Source organism: Vibrio sp. 10N.222.46.A1 (assembly GCF_041473595.1).
GTDB lineage: Bacteria > Pseudomonadota > Gammaproteobacteria > Enterobacterales > Vibrionaceae > Vibrio > Vibrio tasmaniensis_A.
The window spans coordinates 1-13,043 of record NZ_JBFRSN010000004.1 but is presented as its reverse complement, the minus strand read 5'-3'; the positions used below and the strand labels follow the sequence as shown (position 1 = coordinate 13,043).

General features: G+C 38.0%; 12 protein-coding genes. 7 read left to right on the top strand and 5 right to left on the bottom strand.

The window, feature by feature from the left end; all coding sequences use genetic code 11:
* Nucleotides 1-64: 64 nt before the first annotated feature.
* Nucleotides 65-1,726 (top strand): hypothetical protein, encoded by a 1,662-nt coding sequence (locus AB4496_RS00230; RefSeq protein ID WP_102258390.1) that lies wholly within the window; start codon nt 65-67, stop codon nt 1,724-1,726.
* Nucleotides 1,727-1,862: 136 nt separating this feature from the next.
* Here the strand turns inward: AB4496_RS00230 and AB4496_RS00225 are convergent, their stop codons facing one another.
* Entirely contained in the window at nt 1,863-2,606 is a 744-nt protein-coding gene (locus AB4496_RS00225) for a hypothetical protein (RefSeq protein ID WP_102258391.1), read from the bottom strand.
* 345 nt (nt 2,607-2,951) lie between these two features.
* Here AB4496_RS00225 and AB4496_RS00220 point away from each other — a divergent pair, with 345 nt between their 5' ends.
* Entirely contained in the window at nt 2,952-3,938 is a 987-nt protein-coding gene (locus AB4496_RS00220) for a hypothetical protein (RefSeq protein ID WP_133151980.1), read from the top strand.
* A 47-nt stretch (nt 3,939-3,985) separates the two neighbouring features.
* On the opposite strand, the gene AB4496_RS00215 is transcribed toward AB4496_RS00220, so the two are convergent.
* Nucleotides 3,986-4,621, bottom strand: coding sequence for a hypothetical protein (locus AB4496_RS00215; protein WP_133151981.1), 636 nt, complete (start codon nt 4,619-4,621; stop codon nt 3,986-3,988).
* Nucleotides 4,622-4,694: 73 nt separating this feature from the next.
* On the opposite strand from AB4496_RS00215, the gene AB4496_RS00210 reads away from it, so the two are divergent.
* Nucleotides 4,695-7,151, top strand: a complete 2,457-nt coding sequence (locus AB4496_RS00210) for an ATP-dependent helicase (RefSeq protein WP_170962714.1) — start codon at nt 4,695-4,697, stop codon at nt 7,149-7,151.
* Between the two features lie 465 nt (nt 7,152-7,616).
* A complete protein-coding gene (locus tag AB4496_RS00205) occupies nt 7,617-8,927 on the top strand; it encodes a site-specific integrase (protein ID WP_102258395.1) in 1,311 nt (436 codons plus the stop codon).
* Nucleotides 8,928-9,580: 653 nt separating this feature from the next.
* On the opposite strand, the gene AB4496_RS00200 is transcribed toward AB4496_RS00205, so the two are convergent.
* The 3 genes from AB4496_RS00200 to AB4496_RS00190 all read right to left on the bottom strand — a co-directional run bounded on the left by AB4496_RS00200 (nt 9,581) and on the right by AB4496_RS00190 (nt 10,746).
* Nucleotides 9,581-9,877, bottom strand: a complete 297-nt coding sequence (locus tag AB4496_RS00200; protein WP_102258397.1) for a hypothetical protein — start codon at nt 9,875-9,877, stop codon at nt 9,581-9,583.
* Nucleotides 9,878-9,915: 38 nt separating this feature from the next.
* Entirely contained in the window at nt 9,916-10,077 is a 162-nt protein-coding gene (locus AB4496_RS00195) for a hypothetical protein (RefSeq protein WP_157936405.1), read from the bottom strand.
* 63 nt (nt 10,078-10,140) lie between these two features.
* Nucleotides 10,141-10,746 carry a restriction endonuclease gene (locus AB4496_RS00190; protein WP_157936406.1) on the bottom strand — a complete coding sequence of 202 codons (606 nt, stop codon included), beginning with the start codon at nt 10,744-10,746 and terminating at the stop codon, nt 10,141-10,143.
* Nucleotides 10,747-10,913: 167 nt separating this feature from the next.
* Here AB4496_RS00190 and AB4496_RS00185 point away from each other — a divergent pair, with 167 nt between their 5' ends.
* The 3 genes from AB4496_RS00185 to AB4496_RS00175 form a co-directional block, all read left to right on the top strand.
* Nucleotides 10,914-11,342 carry a S24 family peptidase gene (locus tag AB4496_RS00185; RefSeq protein WP_102258399.1) on the top strand — a complete coding sequence of 143 codons (429 nt, stop codon included), beginning with the start codon at nt 10,914-10,916 and terminating at the stop codon, nt 11,340-11,342.
* A 17-nt stretch (nt 11,343-11,359) separates the two neighbouring features.
* Complete coding sequence (locus tag AB4496_RS00180) at nt 11,360-12,580, top strand: DUF4113 domain-containing protein (RefSeq protein WP_372085552.1); 1,221 nt, start codon at nt 11,360-11,362, stop codon at nt 12,578-12,580.
* Nucleotides 12,581-12,663: 83 nt separating this feature from the next.
* Nucleotides 12,664-13,043, top strand: a 380-nt coding sequence (locus AB4496_RS00175; RefSeq protein ID WP_372130466.1) for a hypothetical protein, incomplete at its 3' end; no start/stop codon positions are given.

The following is a 13,043-nucleotide window of genomic DNA, read 5'->3' as shown; positions in this document are numbered from 1 at the left end:
CAATACAGATAATAGTCTGTCTACCAATTCGATGCAAATAAACGAGTAACTTTGGGAGGTTAGCGTGAAGGATATCAACCAAATTAGAAGGCACCTTGAATTTGAAATAAGTCAACTGCCGCAATATCCGTATTTAAAGCAAGAGAATATCGATCGCTGGATAGACGATGTAATAAAACTTGATCCAAGTCGGGCAATCTGGCACGTAGATCGCCTGTTTCGAATAGGAGGTAGTGAAATTGGCCCTTTATTACAGTCTCACCGTAATAAATTGGCAGATACTATTTCAGAACAAAAATATTCGCACTCTTCTGAAATTGATATTTTTAGGCTAAAACTCCTCATAGATTCACCAGCGCCACCAAATGCAGCTATGCGTCGTGGCACAAGGTTCGAACCAATTCTGAACGAGGTAAAGCGTGAAGAATTACAGAAGAAATATACGTTGGTACGTGAACGACCAGATTTAGTTGAACGGATAGTTAATGCAAACTTGCCAGATTTCAATTGGGCGAGGGTTCAAGTGGATCAAATATGGGAAGTGGATGGGAAAATTATTCTATTGGATTATAAGTTCCCATCTGAGGGGGGGCTTAAGACTCTGCTCTATGAAGAACCCTTGATGTATTCAACTCAGTGTACAATTGGAAAGATGATAGCCAATAGGCTGGGTATTGAAATCGATGAAGTTATGGTATCGCCATATAACATGACAACAGATTCATTTGATGACATTAATGTACCGTTTGACTCTGAGTTCGAAGCTGAAATTCTTCATGTAGGTCAAGCAGCTTACAACAAGTACACCAAGGGTTTGTTTCCTACCCCGCCCATTCCTAAATATCAAATACAGAGTTCAGAAGAAATCCCTAATGATATAAAAGAAGCAATGGTTAAAGCTTCATTGCTTCGGATTATGTCTAAAGAGGTAGCTGAAAGCATTATTAAAGAAGAAGATATTTACCAAGACTACCTTAAGGTGCTTTCAAAAGGTCAGAGTGATGACATTCGTATTGAGGTGGCCACATCTAACATTACCGGAAAGACAAAAAAGAACTTCAAAAAAGAAGAGGCCGTGCTCGTTCTTAAAGAAAATGGAATGCCAGAAGCTGAAGTTATGCTTATCAAGAACAACATCACAAAGTTAAACGCTGCTTTAAAAGAGTGCGGGGTACCAAAGGAAGAGGTGAATGCACGCTGTTACTCGTTAGATTATGAGGTCGACATTTCTCAGTCGAGAGCTAAAAAGGGGATTCAACATCAATTAGTTCAGGCGGCTAAGCTTCAAATATCCGAAAATGTTTCTGAGATATTAGAGCAATATTCATCAGATATGTTGGACTATGATTCGCTGAACAATACTGATGGTTCATTGGATAAGCGTAAGCATTATCAATTGAAAACATTATTGAATTTAATTGAGAATTCGGACCTTGTAGAAGTTCAGGAAAAAGCTAAATCTAAGTTAGCAGAACGAGAGGTCGCGTATGGAGCGAAACCGAAAACTTCTAGTAAAGTGTCTAATCAAAGTGAATCACCAGAACTTACAAGCGCGAATTCAATTATCACCTCAGAGCAAATAGATAAGTTTGGATTGGAGGGTTTATTGAGCCCAAATGAACAAACGATAACAAGCCGAGAAGAACCTGACGCTTTAAACACAGAAGTTGAGTTGGAAAATGATCAGTTGAAGCAAATTAGTCACTTATTCAGTATCAACATGTAATCGTTTTCCACATTTTCAGTGCATAAAGGTGTGTTTAAAGTTGAATAAAAAAACCTCACATTGAGAAATCGAGTGAGGTTTTTTTGGTGTCTTTTAAATCCTTGGTGAATGTATCATTTAGGGTTTACGTAGTACATCATGCTGCATTAACCTTTTTCGATTGATTAACTTGGGCTTTTAAAAGTTCCAAGCTAATTTTAGGTTCAGCTGTTTTTATCAAGCTAGGCACAGTTAATGATACATGAGGCGCTTTAGTCACTGATGCTACGAGGGCGCTATGAGATTCATCCTGATAGATTAAGTTTCCGTCGGCGAATACAGTAATCAAATCAACAGGTATGTTTTTTTCATATCCTACAAACTTGATAGCGTCAATGTGACTAAGTTCGGGGATATCTCTCAATCTGTCTATTAATTGTGGTGCGTGACCTAGTACTTGCAGCAAGGCCGAACGCCGAGTGAAGATCTTTTCGCCACCATAAGTGAATTTAATGAAACCTTTTTTATGTAGCTCATTTACTAATTCAGCATGTTCGCCAGTTTCAAACAGTGCGTCTAAAAATAACGCGATAAGTAATTTCAAGTCTTGAGAAGCTTTTGCTAAGTCAAGAATAGAAGCTTTTTTGAGGTCATCGATTGAATGAACGCGTAAAGCTGCGTCTACCTGATTACCAACGTAATTAGTAGTAATTAGATGCATCGGCTTAGTGGTCATTATGTTCGACGTGTAATGCTGGAAAGATGCAACACTAGGAAAAAATGTAATTCCAGTTGAAGGCAGTTTCCCTAAGAAATGTGTGCTGCACAACTCAAGGGAGTTGTTTTCTACTGCTTTTTCAATAGAGTCTTTGTAGATTGCTATCAAGCTTACGGTATTCATCTTTCGATACCTCACATTCAATTACTAACATTAAATTATACAGATAATTGTAAGTTAGTTTGGTTACTTTAAGACGTTGTTTATTTTTTAGTATAATGAACATTTGAACATAAACACAGTAGTTTTTTTAAAAATATTATGTACTTTAATGTACATTCTAAAGTAGGTTTTTGAAACTTAATCCTTTCAAATCATATTGATTGTAAAAGTTCTTTGCTTGCTATGGGGTTCGGTTAGGTAAGGTTTTAGCTAGAAATATTGTGATTATTTTCACAATAACCCAAGAGCTGAATAGTTTTATGATGTATAGTGTAAAAACATTTGAAATTAAGCATGGGTGTAGTTATGAATAGTTCTGATTCATTAGTATCGTTATTGGAAAGTGGTTCGTTAGAACTGTTAGATTTGGACGGAATTGTAGAGAGTCAACCGGCATCTTGTGATTACAATTACGGCTTTACATCTGTTGAGTTACTGGGAGTTATGGCGGCTTCAGGAGTTACCACTGGTAAATTCTGTTCTGGTTTAGCGTTGCCAAATACTCGTTGGCCTAAAATTGTAAAAGTATCAGACGACGCAAGAGATATGGCCAACGAAGTCACATCGCCAGAAATTGAAATGTTTGCTCGCCTTACGAATGTCTATCCCCAGGCAGCTCCTTGGACACTTAAAACAATATCAGATTTAGTGAAAATTTCTGGTTGGAGTGTAAAAGAACTATCTATTGTATGTGCTTCAGCTGAGAACTCTGTCGATAAATGGTTAAATGAAGCTCAGCCAACTATGGATAGTCAATCCGCTATATTGATAGATTTAATTTATCGATTAATTGATACCTATAAGATTCCTAAAGCTGATATTTTGAAAATGGGATTAGGAATGCGAGCTAATCGAAATGCTCACCATATTCATGAAATGGAAGATGGAACTTGGCAGTCAAAATCTGAAAGTTCGTATCGAAGGGCTAGAAAGCTTCTGCGTGAAACGATAATGTCATTTGGTCTACCAGACGAATTACTAAAAACGGTTCGTTTAAGAGAAAAGTTGATTGCAGAATTTATATTAAATACTACTTCAATACAGCAAATTGTTTCTAAGTCTAATTTGAAGGACCTGACAATCGTAGATGAACTATCCGACACACTAGATCGTTTGCGTCATTGGTTCGATTCTCGTAACGAATATCACAAACTGTATATGCAGTATATTCGAAAGTACAACGGCGCTTTTAACCCAATTCAAGCAGATGATCTACAAAAACTAAAAATCTGTTTCGACGAAGCAAGTGAATTTCTTACAGAGAAGCACCCCGATTTTGACCTGAAGTATTAGGGAAAGTTTTATCAAGAAGCAGCAAAACAATTTTTGCTGCTTTTTTCTTATTCTGCAAAGCGCCACCAGCCACCCCAGGGATTATAACCGCCATTTTGCAATTGTGGGTCATGGGTGATCATTGGCTCTAGCCTTAATTCGAATTCAACGAACCGACCTTTCTCTTTATTGGATAGTTGAAATGGAATGGCTTTTCTCATAAGCATTAAATACTCAAGTTCGGCCTTTTCCGCATTTTTGACTGCATTATCGTATTGAGTATGGCTTGTCGCTGCAGTCTCCTCATGTTCAAGATTTGCTTGCACTACGTAAGTTGAGCAAGTCTCTTCCTCTTCCTCTTCCTCTTCGTGACAAGAGAGAGCTGTTACATATTGTCCATATGACAACGGTTGGTGTGTCAGTGTCATGCTCTTAAAGCCATACTCCTTCAATCCATCGAATATTACTTCAACGCCATACGCTTGAGAATCCACATCGAATACTCTTTTCTCAGTGTTATGAGAAAAAACTGAATGTATTAGAGATATATAAGAACTGGTTGGAATATTGAGGATAGGGATTGTATTACCACTTGTTACGGAGGTTTTGACAAAGCAAGACGTATTTTTACCTCGTACCAAAAATGAGATGGCTGTCGATTTGTGAAGCTTAAGTTTGCCAAGCCAATATTGATAGTCTTTCATAGATGACCCTGTGCTAGTTTCTGAAAATAGTATATAGTTTAAACTTGTGATTATGAAGAGATTTGGTGGGATTGTGAGTAATCAATTAGAAAATTCAATGCCGATGCAAGATATAAATGAAGTCTTGAGTGGGTTAAATAAAGAGCAGTATAAAGCAGCTACGTCATCATCATTAAATATTCGAGTTGTTGCAGGACCTGGCACAGGAAAGACGAAAACTATGGAGGCAAGAGTGGCAAACCTCCTTTCTGGTGGAGTTGAGCCTAATGGAATCCTAGCCCTGTCTTTCACGAATGAATCCTCAAAAGAGTTCAAAGATCGAGTGCAGGATACGTGCGGGTTATTAGGCCATAAAATAAAGACTGGAACCTTCCACGGTATCTTCAATCGCTTTCTCCGCAAATATTCTTCACACGAATTTTTCAAAACAAAATTAGGTTACCCTGAAGGTTTCTTTATTATTGACGATGACGATTCAAAAAAGATAATGAAAGAATCCATAAAATCGTTACCAAATGGCTTCAAAAAACTTATTGATAAGCTTGAGCTTAAACCTAGAGATTTCACTTCGCAGATGTCTCTTTTAAGAGCGAAGTGCCACACCCCCAGCACTTTCTTTAAGATCACAGTTAAAGATGATGATCTCTACAAGGAATGGTTAGATATTTCATCAAGCCTGAATTCTACTGATGACGCAGACTCCGTGAATCAAGCTTACTCTACTATTTCACAAAATTATAAGTTGAGAGACTTCTTACTTATTAAAGTCTGGGATAAGTATGCGAAAAATTGCCGAGCGGTCCATGCTATCGATTTTGATGATGTGTTGACCAATACTTACTACCTTCTCAAATTCAACCCATCATTATGTAAAAAAATAGCCAGCGAGTTTAATCATATTCTAATCGATGAGTACCAAGATACTAACTACATTCAAGCTGCAATAATCAAAGAGTTGAAAAGAGGAAACCCTAAATTAAACCTCTTTATAGTTGGGGATGGAAGACAGGCCATCTATGACTTTCGTGGTTCAGATGTGCTACTTATGACTAATGCACAGAACGATTATGGAATCTTCGAAGACCATGAACTTAAAGTGAATTATCGTTCTTCTCAAAATCTGATCACTTCAACCAATATTTTTGCTGTCGATATGCAAAACCAAATAACAAAAGGGCAGCTAGAATGTGGTATTGATACTATCAATAACCAAATGTCTGAGTACCACAAGTTTGATTCAGATTTCGATGAGGCAAATTGGGTAGTCGATGAAATCAAACGTAATATATCTATTGGTGAAAAGGCCGAAGATATCTACGTTATTTACAGAACACGCACTGCAGCAAAGAAAATTGAAGACGTATTGAAACAATCCCACATGCCTTTTGAAATGGTCGGTGAGAGAAATTTTTATGAGTGTGCTGAAGTACGTGATGTAATGGCTTTTCTTCGTTCAATTGTTCGTCCAAAAGATGTTTTAGCCTGGTCGCGCATTACAGATGTTATGCCTATCGCAGTTACGGGTATGTGGATAAGGGATCAATACCAAAAAAACCATGAATCTACACCGATTGAACTGCTTAAGGGTAGGGCAAAGGGGAAGAACTTAGAGCCAATAAATGAAGTCTTAGAGTTTCATCAAATGTCCTATGACCTTTTAAGGCTTGAGGAAACCAAACTTATAGAAGAATTCATTCTTGATGATGGCGGTAACATTACAATAGACGCAGCCAAACAATTTATAGCTACCTCAGATGAAGCAAGGAAAGCATATGCTTCATGGAAAGCAGAGTTTTGGTTAGAAGTCACTGAGGGTATTCGAGATGCATATATTCAAAAGACCCTTCCTGCTTATGAAAAAATTGATGCACTTAAAGCAAAGACAACCGGTAATGAAAATGAATCTGCAACTGATAAGCGTCTGGACAATATAGCCATATTATTTGATGAAATCCGTATTCGACTTAACTCAGAGCAAAGCTTATTCGATATAGTTGATGATCTAACCACAAGAGATTCTAAGCAGCGTGAAAGTGGTGTAAATGGTGTAAAGCTATTAACGGGACATGCATCGAAAGGTTTGGAAGCAAAGGTCTGCTTTATTGTCGGCTGTGATAATGCAATTTGGAAGCGTGGACTCGACCCTCTAACAGCCAAGGAACTCGATGAGGCTGCACGGTTATACTACGTAATGGCCACTCGGTCGAAAGTGAAGAATTACTTAACTACTTCATCATCACGCTTTATGTTTGATAAGACGGTAAAATCAGCGCCGTTCCCTATGATTGCCCAACATATAGCTGACAGCATTAGCGCTGGGGTTATGATCACTGAAGAACACGGTAAATCGTTGTTTCAATCAGATTTTTCATCTCAAACGACGTCCCAATCGAGCAATAGTACTCTCAATGTTATTGCTCCATCTGGAGCCAATAAGACAACTACATCTAAATTGGGTTCTCGGCTAAAAGAATCATTTAAGCGAACTGAAAATAAGGCTCAAACCCAAATGTCAACTTTCAATCCATAATATAAGGAATAGTTATGTTATTTTTATCAACAGATATTGAGCATGCAACACGAGCTATTTCATCTATGAGAGGCATCAAAACATCAGCGAAATCAAATAAATCAAAAAAAAACCTTATGCAATGAAGATACTTTAAGAATAAAAAGGAACATTGCTAACTCTAATCGCTGTAGGCAAGAGAAAGCGGATATTGAAGCTCTTTACAATGGTGAAGCCAGTTTTATTTCTTTTGGTCAGATACACCGGACCAAAAAGGATGTAAAAACTAGATATTAGAAAAGAGGTGAACTTCTTAGGTCGTGTGCCATATACTTAAGGCATGTTCATTAACACAGTATCTTTTTGTTTTCTCCTCCGTTACTGCCAATATGCACATACATCGATAATGTGGCTAGTCGGACGGTTTTACTATCGTTCGCATCTTCATTGCATCTCAAAACAAACCGTTTAATTCTGGAATCGATTATGGTTGAGTTTTTCCCTTTATTTCCACCAGTAACCCATTTGAAAGTAACTATGCCAGATGCTTCTAAGGTGCTTAGAAGCCTTTCTGCATGCAAAGCGACATCTGGGGTGTATACGACTTACGAGCATGTATTGGATTGTTTAGAGTCAGTATCAGGGACGCCCAACACTTACAACGCTATACGAGGCGATATTAATCTATTATTGAATTGGTCTTGGTTGGTTTTGGGAAAAGACATCGTAGAACTAACACTAAAGGATATGAATTCATTTATAGATTTTTGTAATGATCCTCCAAATCACCTTATATCTACTTTCAGCGCAGGGCTTTTAGATAAATCAAAGAGTGACGATCAGTTGATTGTTGTTAATGAACAATGGCGTCCATTCGTTAATAGAAACCATCCAAGGCAATATAAACGTACGGAGGGTAGTTTGAAGACACAACTTTCGAATTTATCATTCGTCTTCGTATACCTAGAAGATATCGAATATAGCTTTAGGAATTCTGCAGCAGTAGCAATGCGAAGATTGACATCTTCCGTAAAAGTGGCCTTGAAGCATGAACGAAGAGAAGTCGGGCATAAAGGTATGAGTGCTTTACAGGTTTCACACTTGCTTTCAACGGTAGAACGAATAGCTAAAGAGAATCCGGATAAATACGAGCGTTCGCGTTTAATCATCTATCTGATGTTGTTTTGCTATCCTAGGATAAGTGAAGTTTCTGCAAGGCCGGCATATTCACCCGTATTTGGTGATTTTGAAATGCATCGCGACCTTAATGATCAAGTTTATTACACTTATTTTATCCCTAATAGCAAGGGAGGTAAAACACGAAAGGTGATTTGTCCTCCTTTACTGATCGATGCTCTTTTGCGTTATAGGAAGCATAGAGGGTTAGGTGATGGATTTCCGTTACCGGATGATCATTCGCCTATGTTCGTAAGGCACCGAGCCGCAACTAATGGTAGAGAAAAGGATATCGTGGATGCAAATCTTGGAATTAGTCAAATAGGGGAGTTAATTCAAGAGGTATTTGAGTTGGTTGCTGATAGTTTGATGGCTGGTGGTTATCCATTGGATGCTGAGTTAATGAGGAAGCTTACACCACACTCATTACGGCATACCGGTATTCAAATTGACTTGGCATCAGGGCGTAATCCTCGTCACGTTATGTTGGATGCTGGACACTCTTCAGAACAAACATTAGCGATTTATGAGAGTCAACGAACGGCAAGTCGTTATCAGTCCATTGATTTAAAGAATAAATTTTTACAGAGAATGCTAAAGCCGATCACGCTATCTAGTTAAGTTAATTGTTAATAGTATCATTACTATATTGTTATTTATGGAATGGAAGTCCCCTAAGTTTAATTTGGAAGTTTTGTTAGATTAAATTGATAAAAATTCACAGAAACCATGTTTACAATTGCGTACATGCGCATTACTATCAACTTGTCTCAAGGTTGCATATACGTAAATTTTATTATGAGATTCATGTTTATTCAGCGAACTAATGTGAATTTTACGTCAAAAGTGTATCAAAAGTGATACTCAGCACAACTAAGCTATACTTATGTTTAATTTGGAAGCATTTTGTATTTATATGCCTAAGAGATATAAAACTTCCAAATTAAAAGTAATATTGAACAGTAAGAGGAGTTGTGATATGAGCATAGAGTCGTTGAAAACAAAAAGTACAAGCACAACGGACCCGGTAGCACTTGCAAAGCTCCAAAAGAACCTAGAAAGGATAATCGGTTTATCTAAGGGTTCTAGAGATATCAAAGAATGCGTTAGCGGAGAGGTCCATAACAAACCTGATTATCAAGTTAATCCAGGCTTTACATTTAAGCCATAGAATATTTAACGCGACTTTAATGTGACAAGATTCAACGGTTAGGAGCTAATTACTCCTCTAATTAGCCCATTGTGTGAGAGGTTTTGGTCCTGTTGAAGCTTTATCAATGAATGTAGACAGCGCCCGACCAGTCTAAATCATTGTTTTCTCTATCCCCATGTAAACCTTTACTCGATGAAGACTCACTTGGCGCTCCGATAAAAACTGAATGTCCACCTACCGATATTGCAGTGCTAAAAAGATCGCCTGATGTCGGGTTTGTTCCCCCTTCCGGTTTTGGCTTTGTTGCAGGCTGTGTTGGGGAGGGTTTTTCTCCCGATGGTGCGGTAGATTCACCTGAGCAACCACTAATTGTGGCGAAGGCGACAATCGCGATTAATGTTCGTTTAAGGTTGAGCATAATGCTTCTCTTTAAGTTGTTCGATTTTTAGGGGAGATTTAAGTATCCAAGACTTCATTGCAATACTTAGGGATTAGTACTTTCTGTTCATTGTGAACCTCTTCGACTTGGCAAATCGGTTCACTGGTGATCTTGCTCCACCCCCATCCAAGTAGAATGGAGAGTAAAATTGCGCTAATAGGCTCGATATATAATTTCATAATCGCTCTTTTAATTAGTAAGTGGATAGGACTTATTTAACTGCTTGAAATGAAGTATTACCTTCATGGATTAAACTGATGTAATGCATTTAATAATTGGGGGGGCATTTTTTTTGAGAACATGGAAAGCATCGATGTGCCGGATACGATTGCACTATTTTTCAATTGTACACGCCCTTTTCGGAATGGTGTTTTACCCGTATGTATGAAGAAACCACAGGTTTGATTTACTTGACATACTTTGTCGAAATTTAAAGCATGGGATGACTGTATTGGCCCCGAATACCTTTTCGCTTGAATAAGGTGCCACTTACCTTTGATTTTTACCTTACCGTCTATTCCACCGTCGTTACTGTATTTTGTACCTCTAGAAATTGTGTAACCATGATACTCAAGAGCTGTAAGAATCATTTCTTCAAAGACATACGGATTAACTTTTCTCAAATAAGCTAGTTTTTCTGAGTCGTTCATGTACACGACTTCTTTGAATAGCCGCTTCGAAACATTGACATTGACTTTGTGTTTTGACCTTCCTTTTGTCAGCCATACGTAGCAGAAGAAAAATACGACTAAGTAAAAGACAACGGCAGCGACATACAAGTACATGCCTAACTGATTGATATCGGGAATAAAACCACTATCATTTTGTAAGTTTAATTGAAAGTCCATATTGAAAAACTCCATATTCATCTTCAACAAGGATATGACTTTTGTGACAATCGTTCAATTAAAATGGTATGTGTAAATTATCTTTTTCCCCACTTGCGTAGTTCTGTTTAATTCCAACTCTCCTTTTTGTTGAATATTCCAATCTCATCGCTCATCATAAGGGCTGTATGCATAAACAGTACTTATCTATGAATTTTTTCCCTATTACCGTTGACGCCTCTATTACCAACTTTGAAAGTCCCGCACTTGATTATGCTGAGTCAAATATAAGTATCGATGAACTGTTAATTGATGATCCGAACTCGATGTTTTTTGTTCGTGTCAGTGGTGACTCAATGCAGGGTCTTCGGATATTTGAATCGGATATTCTTGTCGTCAATAGAAAGCGCCTACCAGAACATTTAAGCATCGTTGTGGCGAATTATAACGGTGCATTTGTCGTCAAAAGGTTGAATAGACACATCCCTGCCCTTGTCTCTATCGATTATTTCGGTCGTGAAAGCGTTGTGCCAATAACAGAAGACGATACCTTGCAAATTGAGGGGGTGGTCACATCTACAATTCGCGCCCTTGTTCCTGAAGGTTTCAGGCTTTAATGATGAAGTATTATTTGATGATTGATGCAAATCGATTCTATGCCAACGCAGAGTTAATCTACCGTCCAGACTTACGAGGCAAACCCATAATTGTGTTATCTAATGGTGATAGTTCTATCGTTGCATTAAACCGCCAAGCCAGTGATTTAGGTTTCAAACGTATGTCTTATTACTCTGAAATAAAGGGGCTGGCAGAGGCAAAAGGAGTCAATGTTTTTAGCTCAAATTACTCACTGTACAATAGCGTTAGTAAAGCCTTTATGTCCGTTGCTAGTGAGTTCGCAAATGAACAGTTTATTTATTCAATTGATGAATGCTGGCTAACGATAGATACTTTATCTGAAAGCGAAATAATAGAGCACGCTAAGATAATACGACGAGAAATATGGAGGCGAACACGAGTGCCAGTGTCTATCGGAATCGCTAAGACAATGACACTATCAAAATGCGCGTCGCGGTTAGCCAAGTCCAATTCGGATGGAGTATTCTTGTTAATAGGGCCTAATAGATCGTTGGTTGACCTCTCCGCAAACGATGTTTGGGGAATAGGCGTACGTAGAGCAAACCAATTAGAACATTCTGGGGTTAGGACTGCTTTAGCCTTATCGAAACAGTGTCCTACTCGCATCAGGAAGGAGTTTAATATCGATGTAGAGAAAACCGTTCGAGAATTAAATAACGAACCTTGTTTTTCCTGGTACGAATCGCGTCCAGACAAAAAGCAAATCTTCTCAACTCGAACGGTGTCACCTAGATTGGCCGGTTTAATAAACGTAAAGCGAGCCGCTTGCGAACTACTAAATTTAGCCTCTCTTAAGGCCAGAAATCAACAATCAAAGATAAAAACGATTACTGTTCATATAGGAACTTCCTCAGACACATGGAAGCCATATTTCAAGCGAAATCTACATCACTTTGATTACGCCACCAGCGACTTGATTATCTTATCTAAAGTCGTTAATTTTCTGGTTGATTCGATGTACGTCCCTGGTACAGAAATTTCAAAAGTGGGGGTAGGTTTTCTTGCTTTGGAAAGTAAGCGTAATGAGCAGCTTGATTTATTTGGTACTGAGGACCGCGATACATTTATGGGACTTTTCGACCAAATTAATCGAAGGTTTGGTAAGAACACTGTCTTTCTTGCGAATACCGGTATCGATAAGGCCAAGGTAGAAAGACAATTCCTATCAAAAAGCCCAACAACACGTTGGAGAGATATCGTAGTCGTGAAAGCATAATAGCCAAACAACTGATTCATAAAGCTTGGTATTAACAATACGAAATGTCATAATTCATACGTACGTAATATTGGAAGCGATTTATGAATAATGCAGTCAGGGTGTATTCTTTGTTAGTTTCTCTAGGAAGCATACATACCAATACAATCAGGAATTTGACTAAAGAACTATTAGAGTTAAGCGAACTCATCCCTCCACGATTTGATTTTTTAGATAAACGTCAAGATATAACCCAGATGTTTAGTCCCACTCAAAAGCGATTAATTATTAAGTGCTTACTCGATACTGATGATCTAAGAAAACTAGACGGTCTTCTGGTTGAAGCCGAAAAAGCGTATGACATTATCGATCATAATGTTATTAGTTCTTTTAACAATAAAGAACCAGCGTCAAAGAATGACTCGACACCTATAGTGAAGAAATTGAAACCCAAGAAAGTGATGAAAAATAATTCATCTACCAC